The following is a 19,385-nucleotide window of genomic DNA, read 5'->3' as shown; positions in this document are numbered from 1 at the left end:
TGTCAAAATATTGGAAGGTATCCTTACGGTATGTCAAGAGCTCAGGTGCCACGTCCCGATCGCAAGCCGCTGATCGCGCTGGTCGACCGCGCCAACCGGGCGCTGCAGTCGGACATGGTGCGCCGCGCTCATGCCGACGGCCACGCCGAGGTGAAGATGGCGCACAACTCGGTCTTCGGCACCTTGCACGCCGGTGGCGCCCGGGCCGCGGACATGGCCGCCCGGGCCGGGATCACCCGGCAGTCGATGGGGGAGGTGATCCGCGACATGGTCGCGCTGGACCTGCTGGAGATGCGGGCCGACCCGAACGACGGCCGCGCCAAGGTGGTCGACTACTCCGAGCACGGACTGGCGGTGGCCGGTGACGGCTTCCAGTACCTGATCGACCTGGAGCGGCGGTTCGAGGAGGAGTTCGGCGAGCGGGAGTACGCGATCGCCCGGGACGTGCTCGAGAGGCTGATCGAGCTGCTCGAGAAGGGTCAGCCCTCGTCCTCGGCCGGCGGCAGCGTCGGGTAGTCGCTGATCGGATAAAGGCCGACGGCGAAGCCGTACGTCGTGCCGCCGGCCCGCGGGAGCTGGTCGAAGGTGTGGATCAACGCGTCCACCTGCTGCCAGAACTCGGCGGCCCGCTCGTCGGGGATCCGGGCGTGCCGGATGAACGAGCGCATCTCGCCCAGGTCGTACGCCGGTTTGGACTCCTGCGCGGCGACCTCGAAGTCGTTGAAGTCGTGCGGGAGCTGCCCGTCCGCGCCCTGGCGGCCGAGCCCGACGAAGAACATCCGCGCCGCGCGCCCGTAGAACCGCTCCTCGATCGCCCGCACCCGCCGGGTCCGGACCACCCGCAGGATGCCCGCGTCGGTCAGCACCTTCACGTGGTGGGCGACCGTGCTCTTCGGGCGGTCGACCGCGGTGGCCAGCTCGGTCACGGTCGCCGCCCGCTCGTGCAGCAGCCCCAGGATCGTGGTCCGCAGCGGGTCGCTGATCGCCCGCACCTGCTCGGCGGTGGTCAGCTCGACGGTGTCCGCCAGCTCGTAATCGGGGACCGGCTTCTTGATCGGCATGGTTCGAATAGACTAACATCGCCGATTGTTCGAGATATTTGGATCATTGGAGCTGACGATGGCCGAGGTCGTGCTGTACCACCACTCGCAGGGGCTGACCGAGGGGGTGAAGGCGTTCGCCGCCGAGCTCCGGCAGGCGGGGCACACCGTGCACACGCCGGACCTCTACGAGGGCAACACCTACGCCACCCTCGACGAGGGCATGGACTACGCCCGGGCGACCGGCTTCGGCGCGATCGCGGAGCGCGGCGTCGCGGCCGCGCAGGACCTGCCGGCGAAGGTCGTGTACGCCGGGTTCTCGCTCGGCGTGGTGCCCGCGCAGCAACTCACCCAGACCCGCGCGGGCGCGGCCGGTGGGCTGTTCTACTACTCGTGCCTGCCGGCCGAGGAGTTCGGCAGCTGGCCGGACGGCGTGCCGGCGCAGATCCACGCGATGGAGGAGGACCCGTTCTTCGCCGAGGAGGGCGGCGACATCGACGCGGCACGCGCGCTGACGGCCGCCGCCGGCACCGTCGAGCTGTTCCTCTATCCCGGCAAGGAGCACCTGTTCGCGGACTCCTCGCTGCCGGGCTACAACGAGGAGGCGGCGAAGCTGCTGCTGCAGCGGACCCTGGACTTCCTCGCCAAAATCAGCTAGCTCTCAGCGAGTTCCGCCTAGCCTTCGGGGTCATGCAACCACGCGTGTTCCCGGCCCCGAAGGTCCCGGCGGTGTTCGTGATGTTCTGGGTGGTCAAGCTGCTGACCACCGGAATCGGCGAGACCGCGTCGGACTACCTCGGCAGCGTCAGCATCCCGCTGGCCGCCGTCATCGGGCTCGGCACTTTCTCCACCGCTATCTATCTGCAGCTGAAGGCCGACACGTATCACCCGGTGCGCTACTGGGTCACCGCGCTCGGCGTCGCGCTGTTCGGGACGATGATCGCCGACGGGCCGCACATCGTGCTCGGCATTCCATACTGGTTCGGCTCCATCGTCTACGTCGCACTGCTTGCCGGTTTGCTGACCTGGTGGCAGCGCAGCGAGGGCACCATCTCGGTGCACTCGATCACCACCGCCCGGCGCGAGCGGTTCTACTGGGGCGTCGTGCTGCTCACCTTCGGCCTCGGGACCGCCGTCGGCGACACCACCGCCTTCGACTTCCGCCTCGGCTTCACGTGGTCGATCGTGCTCTTCGGCGTGCTCATCATGGTGCCGCTCGGCCTGTGGAAGCTCGGGCTGAACGTCACCATCGCGTTCTGGGCGTCGTACGTACTGACCCGGCCGCTCGGTGCGTCGATCGCCGACTGGCTCGGCAAGCCGACCCACAACGGCGGCCTCGGCTGGGGCCTCGGTCCGGTCACCCTGGTCGGCCTGCTGATCTTCGCAGTCCTCGTCGGCTACCTGACCATGACCCACAGCGATGTCGACCATGCCGCCCTGCACGCCCGCGAATCAGCTGTCCGTGAGCCCGACCCGGTCTTCGACTGACCGCCCCGCGAAGGCCGGGGCCGGGGCGGCGCCGCGGCGGGTGGGGATGAACGAGGCGACGACCAGTGCGGTGAGCGCGGCGCCGGCCCCGATCAGCAGGACGGCCCGGAAGCCACTCTGCGACGGCAGGGTGTAGCCGCCCAGGCTGATCGTCAGGTTGGCCAGGATCACGCCGGCCACCGCACTGGACACCGAGGTGCCGATCGACCGCATCAGCGTGTTGAAGCTGTTCGCGGCCGCGGTCTCCGAGACCGGTACGGCGGACATGATCAGCGCGGGCATCGCGCCGTACGCCAGGCCGATCCCGGCACCGATCAGCAGCGACACCAGGACGAGCTCCCAGACCGCGCTCATCAGCACGCTGCCCACACCGTACCCGGCGGCGACCACGAGCGCGCCCAGCATCAGCGTGACCTTCGGGCCGCGGGTCTTCGAGATCTTCGCCGAGAACGGCGCGGCGACCAGCATGATCAGGCCGGACGGCCCCATCACCAGGCCGGACGCCAGCATCGACTGACCGAGCCCGAAACCGGTTGCCTTCGGCATCTGCAGCAGCTGCGGCAGGACCAGCGACATCGCGAACATCGCGAACCCGAACACCATCGACGCCAGGTTGGTCAGCAGTACCTGCGGACGCGCCGTGGTGCGCAGGTCGACGAGCGGCTCACCGGTACGGCGTTCCCACCAGCCCCAGGCCAGCAGCGCGACCACCGCGAGCGCGAACAGGCCGAGCGTCCGGCCGCCGGTCCAGCCCCAGCTCGCGCCCTGGGAGATTGCCAGCAGCAACGAGATCAGGCCGACCGACAGCCCGATCCCGCCGAGCAGGTCGAACCGTCCACCGGAGCGCACCGCCGACTCGGGGACGAACCGCAGTACCAGGCCGAAGACGACCACGCCGAGCGCGGCCGACAGCCAGAACAGCGTGTGCCAGCTGAAGTTCTCGGCCAGCAGCGCGGCCAGGGGCAGGCCGAGCGCGCCACCGACCCCGAGCGAGGCGCTCATCTGCGCGGTCGCCGTACCGAGCTTCTCGGACGGGAGTTCGTCGCGCATGATGCTGATGCCGAGCGGGATCACCCCGGCGGCCAGGCCCTGCAGGGCGCGGCCGGCGATCATCGGCACCAGCGAGCTGCTGAGCGCCGCGACCACCGAGCCCGCGACCAGCATGCCGATGCTGATCAGCAGCATCCGGCGCTTGCCGTACATGTCGCCGAGGCGACCCATGATCGGGGTCGCGACCGCGGCCGCGAGCAGGGTGGCGGTGATCGCCCAGGCGGTCCCGGCGGCCGTGGCGTGCAGCAGCCGCGGCAGCTCGGGAACCAGGGGGATCACCAGGGTCTGCATCAGCGCGACCGTGATACCGGCCGAGGCGAGCACCGGCACGACGGCGCCGGTACGCACGGATGAAGCAGCGGACATCAGCAGCCTCCTGAGGCTGAAGTAAATAGTTGGTTTCTGCAACCAATATCCTAAGTCAGGCAGTTGACTTAAACAAGCGGGCGAGGCAAGCTGGGAGAACAACCACACGGAGGTGATGGCCTGTGACCGATAGTGAGCAGCTCGTCCAGTACCCGATCCCACCCGTCGACGCGATCGACCCGCCGCCCGAGTGGGAGCGGCTGCGGCAGCAGTGCCCGGTGGCGCACGTGCAGTTGCCGAGCGGTGATCAGGCCGCCCTGCTCACCCGGTACGACGACGTCCGCCAGGTGCTGTCCGACGCCCGGTTCAGCCGGACGGCCGAGGGATCCGCCCGGGTGTCCGCGGAGGGTGCGGGCGTGTTCGACCGGCGGCGCCCCGGCGTACCGCAGTCCGGAGACGGGCATCAGCGCTGGCGGCGGATGATCACCAAGTGGTTCACCGCGAAGCGGATGGCGGCGCTGCGGCCGTCGATCGAGGCGATGGCCGACCAGCTCGTCGACGAGCTGGTCGCGGGCGGGCAGCCGGCCGACCTGAAGGCCGCGCTCGGGTTCCCGCTGCCGGTGTGGGTGATCTGCGAGCTGCTCGGCGTACCGGCGTCCGACCGGGAGCGGTTCTCGTACTGGTCCGACACCTTCCTCAACCTCAGCCGGTACTCCGCTGCCGACATGGAGGCCGCGCACGCCGAGTTCGCGGCGTACATGACCGGGCACATCGAGGCCAAGCGCGCGGCGCCGGGCACCGATCTGCTCAGCGACCTGATCACCGGCACCGACTCGGCGGGCGAGAAGCTCACCGACGACGCGCTCGTCTCGACCGGGATGGGGCTGCTGATCGCGGGGCACGAGACCACCACCAACATGATCGGCAAGATGCTGGCGATGCTGCTCGCCGACCGGACCCGCTGGGAGCAGCTGCTCGCCGACCCGGGCCTCGTCCGGACCGCGGTCGAGGAGGCGTTGCGGTACGACGCGAACGCCGGCTTCGGGATGATCCGGTACGTCACCGAGGAGCTCGAGCTGTCCGACGGCGTGCTGCCCGCGGGCACGACCGCCGTGTGCAGCATGGCCTCGGCGAACCGGGACGAGCGGATCTTCGCGGAGCCCGCGGACATGGACCTGACCCGGAGCCCGAACGTGCATCTGGCGTTCGGCGCCGGGCCGCACTCCTGCATCGGCCAGTCGCTGGCGCGGACCGAGTTGCAGGTCGTACTGGAAGTGTTGTTGCGTCGGTTGCCGACGTTGGCACTGGCAGTGCCGGCGGCGGAGCTGCCACTGGTCGAGGGGCTGCTCGTCGGCGGCCTGCGGGAGGTAAGGGTGATCTGGTGATGATGGCGAAAGAGGTCCGGACGTCCCGGGTGAACGCGACCCGGGAACTGATCCTGGCGACGGCGGAGCGGATGTTCGCCGAGCGCGGCGTGCACGACGTGTCGAACCGGCAGATCAGCGAGGCGGCCGGGCAGGGAAACAACACGGCGGTCGGGTACCACTTCGGGACCAAGACCGACCTGGTCCGGGCGATCGTCCGCAAACACGCGGAGCCGGTCGAGGAGCGCCGGCGGGAGCTGCTCGCGGAGCTGGGCGCGGATCCCGACGTCCGGGACTGGGTGACGGTCCTGGTCCGATCGGCGACAGACCACATGGCGAGCCTCGGTACGGCGTGCTGGCTGGCGCGGTTCAGTGCCCAGCTGATGTACGACCCGGCGTTGCGGGAGATCCAGCTGCGGGAGTCGCTGAACTCGCCGTCGCTGACGCGGGTCGTGGACGGTCTCGGCGAGCTGCTGGCGGACCTGCCGCCGGCGGTGCGGATCGAGCGTGGGGACATGGCGCGGCATCTGATCATCCAGATGACGGCCGAGTTCGAGCTGGCCCGCGCCGAGGGGCGGCCGACCGCGCGGTCGACGTGGGAGGAGATGGCCGACGGGTTGATCGACGGGATCGTCGGGATGCTGACCGCGCCGGTGAGTTCGTGAGCGTGCTCGTGGTGGGCGCTTCCGCGGCCGGGCTGACGACCGCGGAAGCCCTGCGGCGTAAGGGTTTCCGCGGTGCTCTCACGGTGCTTGGTGCTGAGTATCATCCGCCGTACGACCGGCCGCCGTTGTCCAAGCAGTTCTTGTCGGGCGACTGGGACGAGGCTCGCACCCGCCTGCGCCCCGACAACCTGCTCGCGGCTCTGGACGCGGAATTCGTGCTCGGCGACCCTGCCGTCTCCCTGTCGGATCACACCGTGCACACCGCTGCCGGCAGATCCCTCACAGCAGACCACGTGGTGATCGCCACCGGCCTGCAACCCCGCCGCCTTCCGGGCCCGCCCCTAGAAGGCGTCCACGTTCTGCGGACCCTCGACGACGCAGCTGCGCTGCGAAATGCGCTTGCCGCGGACAAGCGGGGTGGGGTGGTGGTTGTGGGGGATGGGGTGCTGGGGGCTGAGATTGCGGCGACTGTGCGCAAGCTCGGGATCGCGGTGACGCTGGCCGGGCCGCAGGCGGCGCTCATGGAGGCGCAGCTCGGTGCGGTCGTCGGGGGATTGCTGGGGGAGCTGCACGCGGCTGAGGGGGTTGAGCTTCGGCTGGGTGCGGCGGTTGAGCAGTTGGAAGGCGTGGACGGATGGGTCAGCGGGGTGCGGCTGGTGGGTGGGGAGGTTCTGCCGGCCGACGTGGTGGTGGTCGCGTTGGGGGCTGTGCCGGCTACCGGGTGGTTGGAAGGTAGTGGGCTGACGCTTGAGAACGGCGTCGTGTGTGACGAGTACTGCCGGGCCGCGGACGGCGTGTACGCGGCAGGCGACGTCGCGCGGTGGCGGCACGAGGATCGCCTGGTCCGGTTGGAGAATCGGACCAACGCCACCGAGCAGGCCCTGTGCGTCGCCGCGAACATCATGGGCGAGCATCAGCCCTACCGCCCGGTCCCGTACTTCTGGACCGACCAGTTCGGCACCAAGCTCCAGGTCCACGGCCGCCCGTCCGCGGACCTGACGATTGCCGAGGGCACCATCGGCGAGCGGTTCGTCGCGCACTACCGCGACGCCGGCCGGATCGTCGGCGTCCTCGGCTGGAACGCACCGAAACAAACTCGCACACACCGAATGCACCTAATCTCTGGGGAAGGACACCGATGACAACTCCTGTCTATCCGATGACCCGGGCAACAGGTTGTCCGTTCGATCCGCCGCCGCGGTTGCGTGAGCTGCAGGCGGAGGCGCCGCTCACCAAGGTGAACATCTTCGGCAAGGACGCGTGGCTGGTGACGCGGTACGACGACCAGCGCACGCTGCTGGCCGACCCGCGGCTGAGCTCAGACGTCCGGCAGCCCGGCTACCCGAGCCCGACCGGTGAGCCGCCGCGCAAGGACGGGGTCGGGATCGGGTTCATCCTGATGGACGACCCGGAACACGCGCGGCTGCGCCGGATGGTGACCGCGCCGTTCATGATCAAGCGGATCGAGGCGATGCGCCCCGGCGTACAGAAGATCGTCGACGGCCTGATCGACGACCTGCTGGCCGGGCCGAAGCCGGTGGACCTGGTGGAGGCGTTCGCGTTGCCGGTGCCGTCGCTGGTGATCTGCCAGTTGCTCGGTGTCCCGTACGCCGACCACGACTTCTTCCAGCAGAACAGCAAGAACCTGATCCGGATGTCCGCGACCCCGCAGGAGCGGGCGGCGGCACACGGCAACCTGGCGACGTACCTCGACAACCTGGTCGGCGAGAAGCTGGAGAACCCCGGCGACGACCTGCTGTCCGGGCTGACCGACCGGATCAGGTCCGGTGAGCTGACCCGGCAGGACGCGGCCGGGATCGGCGTACTACTGCTGCTCGCCGGGCACGAGACGACCGCGAACATGATTGCCCTCGGCACCCTTGCGCTGCTGGAACACCCGGACCAGCTCGCGGTACTGCGGGAGACCGACGACCCGAAGGTGGTGGCGGGCGCGGCCGAGGAGCTGCTGCGCTACCTGAACATCACCCACAACGGCCGGCGGCGCGCGATACTCGAGGACATCGAGCTGCACGGGCAGGTGCTGAAGGCCGGCGACGGCGTGATCCTGCCGAACGACATCGGCAACCGGGACCCGTCGGTGTTCGAGGATCCGGACGCGCTGGACCTGGGCCGGGACGCGCGCCGGCATGTGGCGTTCGGGTTCGGCGTACATCAGTGCCTCGGGCAACCGTTGGCGCGGATGGAGCTGCAGGTGGTGTACAGCACGCTGTACCGGCGGATTCCCACGCTGGGCCGGGCGGTCGGGCTGGAGGAGATCCCGTTCAAGCACGACGGCGCCGTGTACGGCGTCTACTCGCTTCCCGTGACGTGGTGAAAGGAAACCGGATGAAGGTCATCGTGGATCAGGACAAGTGCGTCGCCTCCGGCCAGTGCGTCACGGCCGCCGCCGACGTGTTCGACCAGCGCGACGAGGACGGCATCGTCGTCCTGCTCACCGACAACCCACCCGACGAACTCGCCGCCGACATCCGCCAGGCCGCCGCCGTCTGCCCGGCTTTGGCCATCGTCGTCGAGGACTGACCCGACTACAGTGCTGTAGATGATCAACGGCGCACATGTGATCGTCTACAGCACTGACGCGGAGGCGGATCGCGCGTTCTTCCGGGACGTGCTGGAGTATCCGTCCGTGGACGCCGGCCACGGCTGGCTGATCTTCAAGTTGCCGCCGGCCGAGGTCGCGGTGCATCCGGCGGAAGCGGCGTCGCACGAGCTGTTGCTGATGTGCGACGACCTCGAGCGGACGATGCGTGAGCTGGCCGCGAAGGGTGTGGAGCTCGTCCGTCCGGTGGAACGGCAGCGCTGGGGTGTGCTGACGGCGTTCCGGTTGCCGGGTGGCGGCGAGGTCGGGTTGTACGAGCCGTTGCACGAGCGGGCGCATGATCTCTGAGTTCCGGATCGCGGTCGCGGACGAGGAGATCGCCGACCTGCGGGAGCGGCTGGCGCAGGTTCGTTGGCCTCGGCAACTACCTGGTGGGTGGGAGCGCGGGGTGCCGGTCGAGTACCTGCGGCGGGTGGTCGAACGGTGGCAGGAGTACGACTGGCGGGTCTGGGAAGCGCGGTTGAACGCGTTTTCGCAGTACCTGACCGAGATCGACGGGCAGACCGTGCATTTCCTGCACGTACGGTCGCCCGAGCCGGAGGCGTTGCCGTTGGTGCTGACGCACGGCTGGCCCGGATCGGTGGCGGAGTTCCTGGACGTACTCGGGCCGTTGACGGATCCGGCGGCGTACGGCGGGGATCCGCGCGACGCGTTCCACGTGGTGGCGCCGTCCGTGCCGGGGCACGGTTTCTCGGCGCCGTTGACGGACGGGTGGAACCACGGGCGGATCGCCCGCGCCTGGGTGGAGCTGATGCACCGGCTCGGGTACGAGCGGTACGGCGCGCACGGTGGTGACACCGGGTCGGTGGTGTCGCCGCTCGTCGGACAGCTGGATCCGGAAAACGTTGTCGGCGTACACATCAACGGGGGACTGGCCTACCCGGACGTGCGGCCCGGCGACGTGGTGACCGCTGCCGAACGGGAACGGCTCGCGGCCGCGGAGCGCCTGCGGGCGGTAGGTACCGGGTACGCCGACGTGCAAGGAACCCGCCCGCAAACGGTTTCTTTCGGGCTGAGCGACTCCCCGATCGGCCAGCTGGCCTGGATCCTGGAGAAGTTCTGGGAGTGGACCGACCCGGCCCGCGCACTGCCCGAGGACGCGGTCGACCTCGACCACCTGCTGACCGACGTGTCGATCTACTGGTTCACCAACACCAGCGCGACGTCGGCCAACCTGTACTACGAGAACCGCCGGGCCACCGACGACCTCCGGCCGGGGGTGCCGACCGGTGTCGCGGTGTTCCCGACCGATCCCGCGATCCGCCGGGTACTAGACCGCCGGCACCACATCGTCCACTGGTCGGAGTTCTCCCGCGGCGGGCACTTCGCGGCGCTCGAGGCACCCGACCTGCTGGTCGGCGACATCCGCGCGTTCTTCCGGCTGGTCCGGTAGCCGCGCCGGTGCGACGAAGCTCAGCAACGACCCGTCGCGTTCGACCGTCGCGTCCGGCCAGCGCCGCCGTACCATCCGCACCGAGCGTTCGTTCGCCGCACTCACCACGAACAGGAAGCGCGTCGCCCCGGCCGTGATCGCGTCCGCGGCGGCGACCGACAGCATCCGGATCCCGAGCCCGCGGCGCTGCTCGTCCTCGGCGATCACCGCCGCGAGTTCCGCGGTCGTGTCGCCGGGAGCCCAGGCCCACATCGCATGTCCGACGATCACGGTTCCCCGGGTGGCGACGAACGCGGCGCCGGCCGGGCAGAGCATCCGGAGCAGCAGCGCGGAGCGCGGCGGCGACCCGATCGCGGTCTGGAACCGGAAGTAGCGGCTGAGATCGGTCAGCCCGGTGAGCATCCTGGCCAGCTCGTCCGCGTCGGGTTCGCCGGCGCGGCGGACGAGTGGCGGTCCCGTCTGAGTCTGGTTCACGGATTCAGCCTTGCTCCGGTTGGCTGAGTCTGTCAAGCGGACTTATCATGCAGGGTATGAGTACGGCGGTGAACGAACAGGTTCCGGAAGCGATGAACTGGTCCACGGAGAACTGCACAATCTCCCGGACGATGGACATCCTCGGTGACAAGTGGACTTTTCACGTGCTGCGGGAGCTCTTCGTCGGTGTCCGCCGGTTCGAGGACATCCGGGCCCGCGCGGGCGTTCCGCGGCAGGTGCTGACCGAGCGGCTCGCCGCGCTGATCGAGCGCGGCCTGATCCGCCGGCACCCGTACCGGCTGCCCGGACAGCGCGAGCGCTCGGAGTACCGCCTGACGCAGGCCGGGCTGGATCTTTACCCGGTGTTCGTCGCGATGGTGCAGTGGGCCGACCAGTACCTGCCACTGGACGCCGGCCCGCCGCTCGAGCCGCGGCACCGCGGCGACTGCGGCGAACGCGTCAGCGTGGTCCTGCACTGCGACGGCGGCCACGAGCCGACTCCGCGCGAGGTCGCCTTCCGCCCGGGCCCGGGCGCCCAGCGCCGCTAGGGCTTCAGAGGTCGTCGACCCCTTCGATCGCGCGGTGCAGCAGGCGTTCGGTCTCGCGGGGCTGGGCCGCGGTGATCGAGACCGAGTCCATCGTGACCACGTACGTGTCGAGCTCCTCGCGCTTGTCCAGGTAGACCGCGCTGGTCAGATGCTCGATGTAGACGATGTCGGGCAGGGCGGCGTCGTTGTACCGCAGCAGCGTGAACGCGCCGCCGGTCGCGGTGTAGCCGCCCGCCTCGAACGGGATGATCTGCAGCGTCACGTTGTGCCGCCGGGACTGCTCCAGCAGGTACTGCAGCTGCGCCCGCAGGACGTCGCGGCCACCGATCGGACGCCGCAGTACCCCCTCGTCGATGACCGCCCAGAGCCGCGCCGGTCGTTGCCGCGTCAGCACTTCCTGACGGCTCAGCCGCAGCGAGACCAGGCGGTCGATCTCCTCCTTCGGCAACGGCACGTCCTGCCGGGCCATCTGGACCACGGCCCGCGCGTAGTCCGGCGTCTGCAGCAGCCCGGGCACGAACTGCAGCTCGAACGTACGGATCAGGTCGGCCGCCATCTCCAGACCGAGGTACGAGTGGAACCACTGCGGCGTCAGGTCGTCGTACCGCTGCCACCAGCCGGGGTTGTTCGCCTCCTGGGCGAGCATCAGCAGCCGCTCGCGCTCCTCGGCGTCGTCGAGCTTGTAGAGCGTCAGCAGGTCGTCGACGTCGCGCACCTTGAAGCCGACCCGGCCGAGCTCCAGCCGGCTGATCTTGGACTCCGAGCCACGGATCGCCCAGCCCGCGTCGGTACGGGTCACCCCCGCGGCCTCGCGCAGCCGGCGCAGATACACGCCGAGCATGATGCGCAGGGCGGTCGGACCGCCGTACGCCCCCGGCTCGGTCACCTCTCGCCTCCCAGCAGCAGTGTTTCGGTGTGCAGCAGTTGATCATTTCATAACGGGTCGTGACTATGTCCATCCGCACGCGCCGACACGACGTGTTCAGCGCGCCGTACTCTCGGTAGAGTCTCTCGCACCAGACGCACCCTTTCACTCTCTGCGAGGTTCACCGATGGTCGATGCCACCAAAGCGCCAAGCTCCATCCCAGTCGGCGTCGATACCAGCCGGGCCAGTATCGCCCGGGTGTACGACGCCTTCCTGGGCGGCAAGGACAACTTCGAGGTCGACCGCGAGGTGCTGCGTGGGGTTCAGGCCGCCGCGCCGCAGGCCCAGGACCTGGCCTGGTCGAACCGGAACTTCCTGATCCGCTCGTGCCGGTTCCTGGCCGGCCAGGCGGAGATCACGCAGTACCTGGACTGCGGATCCGGTCTGCCGACCGCCGAGAACACCCACCAGGTCGTGCAGCGGATCCAGCCCGAGGCCAAGGTGCTCTACATCGACAACGACCCGGTGGTGCTCGCGCACGGCCGCGCGCTGCTCGAGGAGAACGAGAACACCCTGTTCATCAGCGCGGACATCTTCGACCCGGACGAGGTGCTCAGCAATCCCGAGGTCCGCAAGTTCCTCGACTTCACCCAGCCGATCGCGGTGATGCAGGCCGGCACGCTGCACCACTACATCGGCGACGAGGGCGCGCAGATCATGCAGAAGTACGTCGACGCGGTGGTGCCCGGGTCCTACACGGTGATTTCGCACTTCTACGATCCGGAGACCCCCGAGCACTCCGAGGTCGCCCAGAAGATGGAGGAGAAGTTCATCCACAGCCCGATGGGCAGCGGCCGGTTCCGCACCCGCGCGGAGCTGATGACGTTCTTCCCGGGCCAGGAGCTGGTCGAGCCGGGGATGGTGCTCTGTGACGACTGGTGGCCGGACGGCCCGCGGATGAAGCCGCTGAACCAGGTCGAGGAGTGCATCGTCGGCGCCGTCGGCCGCAAGCTCTGACCCAGGTACGTCGAGACGCCCGGGGCCGCCGCGGTCCCGGGCGTGGCGCGTTTCACCCCTGGTCGCGCGGCGCCACAACCTCGCGTTCAGGCGTCGTCAGACATGCTCCGAGACCAGCGTGGCCGAGGTGTTCTCCTCGAGTGCTTGGAAGATGTGGGGGAGGTCGCCGGGATAGGCGACGTAGTCGCCCGGGTGCAGCTCGACCGGGTCGTCGGTGGGGCCGACCAAGGCTCGGCCGGAGCTGAGGATGACGTGCTCGACGACTCCGGGCATGTGCGGGTCGGACCGTCGGCCGGGGCCGGGGGAGGCCACGATCCGGTAAATGTCGCGCCGGGCGTTCGGTGGGCTGGAGGCGACCAGCGTGGCGCTGTAGTCGGCGAGGTCGGAGTAGATCGCCGGGCCTTCGCCGGCCCGGATGATCTGCACCTTCGGCCGCGGCGGGTCGAGCAGCGCGGCGAACGGCGTGTCGAGTGCGACCGCCAGCGCCCACAGCGTCTCGACGCTCGGGTTGCCGGTGCCGGACTCCAGCTGGGACAGCGTGGACTTGGCGACGCCGGCCCGTTTGGCCACCTCGGTCAGCGACAGGCCGGCCCGCGCCCGGTGCCGGCGCAGGGAGGCGGCGATCACGTCCAGTGGTGCCTTGCTGTCCATCGGTGTTCGCTCCATCGGTACGGTTGTTCGGCTTGACGAACGGGCTGCGAGGTGTTCATCATAATGCCCATGCGTTCGATCTGGCGAACACTCGATCGGGGACTCGCCCGCGACATCGCCCTGGTGTGTCTGGCCGACGGCGTCGTGGGGTTGTCGTACGGCGCGATCAGCGTCGGCGGCGGGCTGCCGTTGTGGGTGCCGATCCTGCTGTCGATCGTGGTGTTCGCGGGTGCGTCGCAGTTCCTGTTCGTCGGGATCGTGGTGGCCGGTGGTTCGCCGATCGCGGCGATGGTCGCGGGGCTGCTGGTGAACAGCCGGCATGTGGCCTTCGGGCTGGCGGTCAGTGACGTGATCGGCGGCGGCTGGCGGCGCTGGCCGGGCAGCCACGTGATGACCGACGAGAACGTCGCGTTCGCGATGAGGCAGGACGAGCCGGCGCAACGGCGGGCGGCGTACTGGGCGGGCGGGATCGGCATCTTCGTCTGCTGGAACGTCGGCGTCGTGGTCGGCGGGCTGGCCGGTTCGGTCATCACGAACACCGATGTCTTCGGGCTGGACGCGGCGTTCCCGGCGGTACTGCTGGCGCTGGTCCTGCCGGCGCTGCGCGACCGCCGGACCCGGACGGCTGCCCTCGTCGGCGCCGTGATCGCGCTCGCCGCGACACCCTTCCTTCCGGCTGGTCTGCCCGTATTGCTGGCGCTTACCGGACTTCTGTTCTACCGCGCGGACAAGCCCGCGCTGGAGGTGTCCCGATGACGAACACGCCGCTGTTGCTGATCGGCATCGGAGTACTTGCCGTCGGCACCTTTTCGCTGCGGTTCGCCGGGCCGGCGCTGCGGAGCCGGTTCGAAGTGCAGGAGAAGGCGCAGCAGTTGCTCGCCGCGGCCGCGATCGTGCTGCTGACCGCGCTGGTCGCGACCTCCGCGCTGACCCAGGGGCACGGTCCGGCGGGGATCGCGCGGCCGGCCGGGGTACTGGTCGGCGGCGTGCTGGCCTGGCGGAAGGCGCCGTTCGTGCTGGTCGTCGTTGCCGCCGCCGCGACCGCCGCGGGGCTTCGTCTGCTCGGCGCCCCCTGACAACCGTTACCGTGCTGCCATGACCCAGCCCGGGATGGCGGCAGCGCCCAAGAAATCGATCTTGCCTGTTCTCGCGATCAGCTGTTTCGTGGTCGGTGCGGTGCTGACCGCGTTCTTCGTCTGGCGGATCGTCGTGACCGCGCCGAGTTCGCCGCAGCCGATCGAGGGCGGGACGGTGCACCTGAAGAAGGACGGCCTGACGATCTACGCGTCCGTCCCGGTGCTGACGCCGCCGTGCACGGTGAAGGACGCGAGCGGCAACGACGTACCGACGAAGAAGCCCGGCGGGTCCGAGACGATCACGATCAACGGGGACACCTGGTACGTCGTCGCGAAGTCGACCGCGACCGTACCGGCCGGCGACTACAGCATCTCGTGCACCGACAGCGAGACCAGCGCGACGTACGCGGCCGGGCCGAAGTCGTCGCTCGGCGCGTTCGTGCTGTCGATCTTCGCGACCGTCTTCTCGCTGCTGATCTTCATCGGGCTGGGCGTCACGTTCCTCGCCATCGGCCTGGTCCGGAAGAACCGCAGCCGCCGCGGCGCCAATACGTTCCCCGCCCAGCCCGGTGCCCCCGGCAACTACCCACCGAGCAACTACCCGCCGGGCAACTACCCTCAGCAGCCGATGCCGCCGCAGCAGGCGAACACGTTCCCGCCGCCCCCGCCGTACAACCCAGGTCAGAACCCCGACCGGCCGCAGGGCCAATGACCGACCTCGACTGGCCAGGCTGCCGCAACGCCCGCGACGTCGGCGGGTTGCCGACCGCCGACGGGCGGGTAGTGAAGAGCGGTGTCCTGATCCGCTCCGACAGTCTCCAGTACCTGACGGCCGAGGGCGTCGAGGCGGTACGGCGGTCGAGTGTCCGCCGGATCCTGGATCTGCGCGGCGACGGCGAGGTGGCGGCCTTTCCGACCCCGTTCACCGGTACGCCGCTCGCCGTACGGCAATCGCTGCAGGACCCGGCCGACCCCGACCACGGACAGCCCACCATCGTCGAAGCCTGCATCTGGATGCTCGACCAGCGTCCGGAGCTGTTCGCGGCCGCGGTGAAGGCGATCGCGGACGAGCCCGAGGGTGCGGTCGTCGTGCACTGCCACGGCGGCAAGGACCGGACCGGCATGGTGGTCGCGCTGGCGCTCAGCGTCGTCGGCGTACCGGAGGACGAGATCGTCGCCGACTACTACCTGACCCGCTCGCGGCTCGCGCCCTGGCTCGAGGAGCAGCTGGCGGCCGAGCCGGACCCCTCGAAACACCCGGAGATGATCGAGTTCCGGGACACCCGGGCGGAGTCGATCGTCGCGATCCTGCGGCATCTGGACACGAAGTACGGCGGGCCGGAGGCATACCTGCGGCACGGTGGTATCGCTGAAAACGACCTCAGGAAGCTGAGGGAGCGCTTAGTGGGCTGACCTGCGTCACGACGCAGTCACGGACCGCAGTACATTGGCGCAATGCCGACCGCCGCAGTGCCGACGGAGCCGACCGGGGTATCCGACCCGGCGGCCCTGGCCGAACGCTACGGACTCTCCAAGAGCTCGCTCCGCCCGCCACTTGGCTCGTACCTGCGCGAGTTGTGGAGCCGCCGTAAGTTCGTCGTCAGTTATGCCACCGCACGCACCTATGCCATGTACGCCGGGGCCCGCCTGGGCTCGATCTGGCAGATCCTGACCCCGCTGCTGAACGCCGCGGTGTACTACCTCGCCTTCGGTGTCCTGCTCGGGACGAGGAACGGGATCAACAACTACGTGGCCTTCCTGCTCAGCGGGGTGTTCGTGTTCACGTTCACCCAGCGCTGCATGACCGAAGGGTCGCGCTCGCTGGCACTGAACCTGTCGCTGATCCGGACCCTGCACTTCCCGCGCGCCACGCTCCCGCTCGCCTACGTCCTGAACGAGCTGAACCAGATGCTCATCTCGCTGGGTCTGCTGTTCCTGGTCGTCGGGTTCACCGACGGGCCCGCGTGGCGGTGGCTGCTGGTGGTCCCGGCGATGCTGCTGCAGGTGATGTTCAACATCGGCATCACGCTGGTGTTCGCGCGGATCGGGACGTTCGTCACCGACATCAGTCAGCTGCTGCCGTTCATCACCCGCACCTGGCTGTACGCGTCCGGCATCTTCTTCTCGTTGCCGTACAAGCTGTCCCAGCTGCACGCACCGACCTGGGTTGTCCAGGTACTGGCGTTCAACCCGATCTCGGCGTACATCGACATCGTCCGCCGGTCGCTGCTGCAGGAGCACCAGCGGAACCAGCTGCCGAACGCGTGGACGATCGCGGTGGTCTGGGCGTTCGTGATGCTGGCCGGCGGACTCTGGTACTTCTGGCGGGCGGAGGACCGTTATGGCCGAGGCTGAACCCACGGTGATCGCCGACCGGTTGGACATCATCTACAAGGTGATCGCCGGCCAGGGCGGCAAGGGTACGGCGGCGACCGCCCTGCGGCGGATCATCAACCGCCAGGACCGGCCGACGATCCGCGAGGTGCACGCGGTCAAGAAGGTCACGTTCACGGCGTACAAGGGCGACGCGATCGGTGTCATCGGCCGCAACGGCTCCGGCAAGTCGACGATGCTGCGCGCGATCGCCGGCCTGCTGCCGCCCGCGTCCGGCGCGGTCTACACCGGCGGGCGGCCGTCGCTGCTCGGCGTCAACGCGGCGATGATGAACGACCTCACCGGCGAGCGGAACGTGGTGCTCGGCTGTCTCGCGATGGGCATGTCCCCGGCCGAGACGCAAGCCCGGTACGCCGAGATCGTCGACTTCTCCGGGATCGGCGACTTCATCGACCTGCCGATGTCGACGTACTCGACCGGGATGCAGGCGCGGCTGAAGTTCGCGATCGCGTCGGCGAAGACGCACGACATCCTGCTCGTCGACGAGGCGCTGGCCACCGGCGACGCCGAGTTCCGGGTCCGCTCGGAGCGCAAGATCAAGGAGCTCCGCGACCAGGCCGGCACCGTGTTCCTGGTCAGCCACAGCCTGGACGTGGTCCAGGAGACCTGCAACCGCGCCCTCTGGCTGGACGCCGGCATCCTGAAACTCGACGGCCCGGTCGACGAGGTAATCGCCGCCTACATCCGCTCCACCCGCGCCGGCTAGCCCCCTGGGCAGTGGATGCACCCACGAGCAGATCGTCCGCTGCCTGCGGGATGGTTCGTGGGAACAGATCCGGCGCGGTCAGTACGCCGAGGCGCTCGACCTGGCGGGCCTCCCGCCGTGGGAACGCGCGTGGGTCGTACACCTCCGTCAGGTGCACGCTGTGGTCAACGCGATGCGCCCCGGCTCGGTCGCGGTCAGCCATCAGTCGGCGCTGGTCCTGCACGGTCTGCCGATCTGGGGTCTCGACCTCAGCCGCGTGCACGTGACCCGGTTGGACGGGAGGTCCGGCGGCGTCGTCGCCGGCGTACAGCATCATCTGGGAGTGCTGACCGAGACCGACCTCGGCGTGGTCGACGGCGTACTCGCGACCAGCGTCGCGCGCGCGGCCGTCGAATCGGCGTGTACGGCGTCGTTCGAGGTAGCGGTGGTGGGTTTCGACGCCGCGCTCCGGGCGGGCCGCGTCGCGGAGGACGAGCGGCGGCGTCTGCACTCGGTGACGGCATTCTGGCCGGGATCCGCCGGGGCCCGGGAAGCGCTGCGATTCGGAGACGGGCTGTCCGAATCGGTCGGTGAATCCCGGCTCCGGGTTCTGATGTATGAGCACGGGTTGCCCCGACCGCGGCTGCAGACCGAGTACCGCGATCGTCACGGGCTGATCGGCCGGGTCGACTTCGACTTTGAGGGGTACGACACGGTGGTCGAGTTCGACGGTGCGCTGAAGTACGGCGGCGGGTCGCCCCAGGTGCTGATCCGGGAGAAGCGGCGCGAGGACCGGCTCCGCGCGCTCGGCCTCACCGTGATCCGCACCGACTGGTCCGACCTCGACCATCCCGCCGAACTAGCCGCCACCCTCCACCGGGCCCTTGGCCGCCACCGCCGCCCAGCGTGACCTTCCCCTGACTGGTTATCCACTGGTGTTGGGGGTTCTTCGTTCGTGTACCAGCGGAGAACCCCCAAGACGGATGGAGAACTAACCGGCCTTGGGGCGTTCGGGGAGGCCCAGGAGGAAGCCCAGGCCCCAGGAGATGTGCATGGTGGCGCAGACCAGGGGCATCCAGAAGAGGGCCTTCCAGGGGAGGTAGCGGCCCTCCATCGCGGAGCCGAGGATCAGCAGCAGCGCGTAGCCCAGGGGGGCCAGGAAGCCGATGTCCAGCCAGCTGACGCCGGTGGCCAGCCCGATGATGCCGAGGATCGTGCCGACGGCCAGGCCGATCACCGCGACCGGCGGTGCCAGGTACCGCTTGCTGGCGGTCTCGGGGTGCCGGCGGATCACCTCGCGGCGCCACTGGCCGGTGTGGAAGAACTGCTTCGCGACCGCGGACAGCGAGGACCGCGGGCGGTACGTGACCGACAGGTCCGGGCTGAACCAGATCAGCCCGCCGGTCTTGCGGATCCGGTAGTTCAGCTCCCAGTCCTGGGCCCGGTGCATGGTCTCGTCGAAGCCGCCGACCCGCTCCAGCGCGGCCCGCCGGAAGACGCCCAGGTAGACGGTGTCGGCCGGTCCGGCCTTGCCGCCCTGGTGGAACGTCGAGGCGCCCAGGCCGAGCCGGGAACGGTACGCGCAGGCGACCGCCATCTCGGTCGGCGTCCGGCCCTCGGCGGCCATCACGCCGCCGACGTTGTCCGCGCCGCTCTCGTCCAGCACCTCGACCGCGCGGGTGATGTACCCGTCGGTGAGCGCGCCGTGCCCGTCCACCCGGACCAGGATGTCGTGCTTGGCGTGCGCG

The 19,385-nt window shown here is 69.5% G+C and carries 24 protein-coding genes and 1 pseudogene; 19 read left to right on the top strand and 6 right to left on the bottom strand.

Translation table 11 applies throughout. The features are described 5' to 3' along the window. Positions 1-30: 30 nt before the first annotated feature. Complete coding sequence (locus VFF46_RS16735) at positions 31-516, top strand: MarR family transcriptional regulator (RefSeq protein WP_325038049.1); 486 nt, start codon at positions 31-33, stop codon at positions 514-516. Here the strand turns inward: VFF46_RS16735 and VFF46_RS16730 are convergent. Continuing rightward, a complete protein-coding gene (locus tag VFF46_RS16730; protein ID WP_325038048.1) occupies positions 480-1,061 on the bottom strand; it encodes a winged helix-turn-helix domain-containing protein in 582 nt (193 codons plus the stop codon). The two genes, VFF46_RS16735 and VFF46_RS16730, sit on opposite strands and share 37 nt — an antisense overlap. A gap of 58 nt (positions 1,062-1,119) precedes the next feature. On the opposite strand from VFF46_RS16730, the gene VFF46_RS16725 reads away from it, so the two are divergent. After that, a complete protein-coding gene (locus VFF46_RS16725; RefSeq protein WP_325038047.1) occupies positions 1,120-1,698 on the top strand; it encodes a dienelactone hydrolase family protein in 579 nt (192 codons plus the stop codon). Between the two features lie 32 nt (positions 1,699-1,730). After that, positions 1,731-2,528: a hypothetical protein gene (locus VFF46_RS16720; RefSeq protein WP_325038046.1), complete on the top strand. Its 798-nt coding sequence runs from the start codon at positions 1,731-1,733 to the stop codon at positions 2,526-2,528. Here the strand turns inward: VFF46_RS16720 and VFF46_RS16715 are convergent. Next, positions 2,493-3,944 carry an MFS transporter gene (locus VFF46_RS16715; RefSeq protein ID WP_325038045.1) on the bottom strand — a complete coding sequence of 484 codons (1,452 nt, stop codon included), beginning with the start codon at positions 3,942-3,944 and terminating at the stop codon, positions 2,493-2,495. The genes VFF46_RS16720 and VFF46_RS16715 overlap by 36 nt on opposite strands. Positions 3,945-4,066: 122 nt before the next feature. Between VFF46_RS16715 and VFF46_RS16710 the strand changes: the two genes are divergently transcribed. Genes VFF46_RS16710 through VFF46_RS16680 form a run of 7 tightly spaced genes read left to right on the top strand, consistent with a single transcriptional unit; the run spans position 4,067 to position 9,926 of the window. Beyond that, complete coding sequence (locus tag VFF46_RS16710; protein WP_325038044.1) at positions 4,067-5,269, top strand: cytochrome P450; 1,203 nt, start codon at positions 4,067-4,069, stop codon at positions 5,267-5,269. Continuing rightward, on the top strand, positions 5,269-5,913 hold the full coding sequence (locus tag VFF46_RS16705; RefSeq protein WP_325038043.1) for a TetR/AcrR family transcriptional regulator: 645 nt from the start codon (positions 5,269-5,271) through the stop codon (positions 5,911-5,913). Before VFF46_RS16710 ends, VFF46_RS16705 begins: the two co-directional genes overlap by 1 nt. Continuing rightward, positions 5,910-7,055 (top strand): NAD(P)/FAD-dependent oxidoreductase, encoded by a 1,146-nt coding sequence (locus tag VFF46_RS16700; protein ID WP_325038042.1) that lies wholly within the window; start codon positions 5,910-5,912, stop codon positions 7,053-7,055. The genes VFF46_RS16705 and VFF46_RS16700 overlap by 4 nt, the downstream gene beginning before the upstream one ends. Further along, positions 7,052-8,248 (top strand): cytochrome P450, encoded by a 1,197-nt coding sequence (locus VFF46_RS16695; RefSeq protein ID WP_325038041.1) that lies wholly within the window; start codon positions 7,052-7,054, stop codon positions 8,246-8,248. The genes VFF46_RS16700 and VFF46_RS16695 overlap by 4 nt, the downstream gene beginning before the upstream one ends. 11 nt (positions 8,249-8,259) lie before the next feature. Beyond that, the gene (locus tag VFF46_RS16690; RefSeq protein WP_325038040.1) at positions 8,260-8,454 is read left to right on the top strand and encodes a ferredoxin; all 195 of its coding nucleotides are present in this window, start codon (positions 8,260-8,262) and stop codon (positions 8,452-8,454) included. Positions 8,455-8,473: 19 nt separating this feature from the next. Then, the gene (locus tag VFF46_RS16685; protein ID WP_325038039.1) at positions 8,474-8,821 is read left to right on the top strand and encodes a VOC family protein; all 348 of its coding nucleotides are present in this window, start codon (positions 8,474-8,476) and stop codon (positions 8,819-8,821) included. Continuing rightward, a complete protein-coding gene (locus tag VFF46_RS16680) occupies positions 8,811-9,926 on the top strand; it encodes an epoxide hydrolase (RefSeq protein WP_325038038.1) in 1,116 nt (371 codons plus the stop codon). Before VFF46_RS16685 ends, VFF46_RS16680 begins: the two co-directional genes overlap by 11 nt. Positions 9,927-10,004: 78 nt before the next feature. Here VFF46_RS16680 and VFF46_RS16675 read toward each other — a convergent pair. Then, positions 10,005-10,241: pseudogene (locus VFF46_RS16675) on the bottom strand (GNAT family N-acetyltransferase); the annotation flags it as partial. 215 nt (positions 10,242-10,456) lie between these two features. Between VFF46_RS16675 and VFF46_RS16670 the strand changes: the two are divergent. Then, positions 10,457-10,948: a helix-turn-helix domain-containing protein gene (locus VFF46_RS16670; protein WP_325038037.1), complete on the top strand. Its 492-nt coding sequence runs from the start codon at positions 10,457-10,459 to the stop codon at positions 10,946-10,948. A gap of 4 nt (positions 10,949-10,952) precedes the next feature. Here the strand turns inward: VFF46_RS16670 and VFF46_RS16665 are convergent, their stop codons facing one another. Continuing rightward, positions 10,953-11,834, bottom strand: coding sequence for a helix-turn-helix transcriptional regulator (locus VFF46_RS16665; RefSeq protein WP_325038036.1), 882 nt, complete (start codon positions 11,832-11,834; stop codon positions 10,953-10,955). A 166-nt stretch (positions 11,835-12,000) separates the two neighbouring features. Here VFF46_RS16665 and VFF46_RS16660 point away from each other — a divergent pair, with 166 nt between their 5' ends. Then, positions 12,001-12,831, top strand: a complete 831-nt coding sequence (locus VFF46_RS16660; protein WP_325038035.1) for an SAM-dependent methyltransferase — start codon at positions 12,001-12,003, stop codon at positions 12,829-12,831. A gap of 96 nt (positions 12,832-12,927) precedes the next feature. Here VFF46_RS16660 and VFF46_RS16655 read toward each other — a convergent pair whose 3' ends face one another. Then, on the bottom strand, positions 12,928-13,497 hold the full coding sequence (locus VFF46_RS16655) for an XRE family transcriptional regulator (protein WP_325038034.1): 570 nt from the start codon (positions 13,495-13,497) through the stop codon (positions 12,928-12,930). Positions 13,498-13,551: 54 nt separating this feature from the next. On the opposite strand from VFF46_RS16655, the gene VFF46_RS16650 reads away from it, so the two are divergent. From VFF46_RS16650 to VFF46_RS16620, 7 genes are all read left to right on the top strand, one after another. Next, the gene (locus VFF46_RS16650; protein WP_325038033.1) at positions 13,552-14,238 is read left to right on the top strand and encodes an AzlC family ABC transporter permease; all 687 of its coding nucleotides are present in this window, start codon (positions 13,552-13,554) and stop codon (positions 14,236-14,238) included. Continuing rightward, positions 14,235-14,558 carry an AzlD domain-containing protein gene (locus VFF46_RS16645; protein ID WP_325038032.1) on the top strand — a complete coding sequence of 108 codons (324 nt, stop codon included), beginning with the start codon at positions 14,235-14,237 and terminating at the stop codon, positions 14,556-14,558. The genes VFF46_RS16650 and VFF46_RS16645 overlap by 4 nt, the downstream gene beginning before the upstream one ends. A 19-nt stretch (positions 14,559-14,577) precedes the next feature. After that, positions 14,578-15,270: a hypothetical protein gene (locus VFF46_RS16640; protein WP_325038031.1), complete on the top strand. Its 693-nt coding sequence runs from the start codon at positions 14,578-14,580 to the stop codon at positions 15,268-15,270. Further along, positions 15,267-15,971 (top strand): tyrosine-protein phosphatase, encoded by a 705-nt coding sequence (locus VFF46_RS16635; protein WP_325038030.1) that lies wholly within the window; start codon positions 15,267-15,269, stop codon positions 15,969-15,971. Before VFF46_RS16640 ends, VFF46_RS16635 begins: the two co-directional genes overlap by 4 nt. A gap of 42 nt (positions 15,972-16,013) precedes the next feature. Beyond that, complete coding sequence (locus VFF46_RS16630; protein WP_325038029.1) at positions 16,014-16,913, top strand: ABC transporter permease; 900 nt, start codon at positions 16,014-16,016, stop codon at positions 16,911-16,913. Further along, a complete protein-coding gene (locus VFF46_RS16625; RefSeq protein ID WP_325038028.1) occupies positions 16,900-17,658 on the top strand; it encodes an ABC transporter ATP-binding protein in 759 nt (252 codons plus the stop codon). The genes VFF46_RS16630 and VFF46_RS16625 overlap by 14 nt, the downstream gene beginning before the upstream one ends. 151 nt (positions 17,659-17,809) lie before the next feature. After that, a complete protein-coding gene (locus VFF46_RS16620) occupies positions 17,810-18,547 on the top strand; it encodes a hypothetical protein (RefSeq protein WP_325038027.1) in 738 nt (245 codons plus the stop codon). Between the two features lie 81 nt (positions 18,548-18,628). On the opposite strand, the gene VFF46_RS16615 is transcribed toward VFF46_RS16620, so the two are convergent. Beyond that, on the bottom strand, positions 18,629-19,385 hold a 757-nt coding region (locus tag VFF46_RS16615; protein ID WP_325038026.1), incomplete at its 5' end, for a glycosyltransferase.

The organism is Kribbella sp. (assembly GCF_035655035.1).
GTDB lineage: Bacteria > Actinomycetota > Actinomycetes > Propionibacteriales > Kribbellaceae > Kribbella.
The sequence above is the reverse complement of the archived record's forward strand: the minus strand, read 5'-3'. Positions and strand labels throughout refer to the sequence as shown.

What these genes read in the sequence shown, in the direction of transcription:
- VFF46_RS16715 (WP_325038045.1), bottom strand. Translation starts at nt 3,944, where the DNA reads ATGTCCGCTGCTTCATCCGTGCGTACCGGCGCCGTCGTGCCGGTGCTC.
- VFF46_RS16640 (WP_325038031.1), top strand. Translation starts at nt 14,578, where the DNA reads ATGACCCAGCCCGGGATGGCGGCAGCGCCCAAGAAATCGATCTTGCCT.
- VFF46_RS16645 (WP_325038032.1), top strand. Translation starts at nt 14,235, where the DNA reads ATGACGAACACGCCGCTGTTGCTGATCGGCATCGGAGTACTTGCCGTC.
- VFF46_RS16725 (WP_325038047.1), top strand. Translation starts at nt 1,120, where the DNA reads ATGGCCGAGGTCGTGCTGTACCACCACTCGCAGGGGCTGACCGAGGGG.
- VFF46_RS16625 (WP_325038028.1), top strand. Translation starts at nt 16,900, where the DNA reads ATGGCCGAGGCTGAACCCACGGTGATCGCCGACCGGTTGGACATCATC.
- VFF46_RS16670 (WP_325038037.1), top strand. Translation starts at nt 10,457, where the DNA reads ATGAGTACGGCGGTGAACGAACAGGTTCCGGAAGCGATGAACTGGTCC.
- VFF46_RS16655 (WP_325038034.1), bottom strand. Translation starts at nt 13,497, where the DNA reads ATGGAGCGAACACCGATGGACAGCAAGGCACCACTGGACGTGATCGCC.
- VFF46_RS16680 (WP_325038038.1), top strand. Translation starts at nt 8,811, where the DNA reads ATGATCTCTGAGTTCCGGATCGCGGTCGCGGACGAGGAGATCGCCGAC.
- VFF46_RS16650 (WP_325038033.1), top strand. Translation starts at nt 13,552, where the DNA reads ATGCGTTCGATCTGGCGAACACTCGATCGGGGACTCGCCCGCGACATC.
- VFF46_RS16735 (WP_325038049.1), top strand. Translation starts at nt 31, where the DNA reads ATGTCAAGAGCTCAGGTGCCACGTCCCGATCGCAAGCCGCTGATCGCG.
- VFF46_RS16690 (WP_325038040.1), top strand. Translation starts at nt 8,260, where the DNA reads ATGAAGGTCATCGTGGATCAGGACAAGTGCGTCGCCTCCGGCCAGTGC.
- VFF46_RS16630 (WP_325038029.1), top strand. Translation starts at nt 16,014, where the DNA reads ATGCCGACCGCCGCAGTGCCGACGGAGCCGACCGGGGTATCCGACCCG.
- VFF46_RS16695 (WP_325038041.1), top strand. Translation starts at nt 7,052, where the DNA reads ATGACAACTCCTGTCTATCCGATGACCCGGGCAACAGGTTGTCCGTTC.
- VFF46_RS16685 (WP_325038039.1), top strand. Translation starts at nt 8,474, where the DNA reads ATGATCAACGGCGCACATGTGATCGTCTACAGCACTGACGCGGAGGCG.
- VFF46_RS16635 (WP_325038030.1), top strand. Translation starts at nt 15,267, where the DNA reads ATGACCGACCTCGACTGGCCAGGCTGCCGCAACGCCCGCGACGTCGGC.
- VFF46_RS16720 (WP_325038046.1), top strand. Translation starts at nt 1,731, where the DNA reads ATGCAACCACGCGTGTTCCCGGCCCCGAAGGTCCCGGCGGTGTTCGTG.
- VFF46_RS16660 (WP_325038035.1), top strand. Translation starts at nt 12,001, where the DNA reads ATGGTCGATGCCACCAAAGCGCCAAGCTCCATCCCAGTCGGCGTCGAT.
- VFF46_RS16730 (WP_325038048.1), bottom strand. Translation starts at nt 1,061, where the DNA reads ATGCCGATCAAGAAGCCGGTCCCCGATTACGAGCTGGCGGACACCGTC.
- VFF46_RS16705 (WP_325038043.1), top strand. Translation starts at nt 5,269, where the DNA reads ATGATGGCGAAAGAGGTCCGGACGTCCCGGGTGAACGCGACCCGGGAA.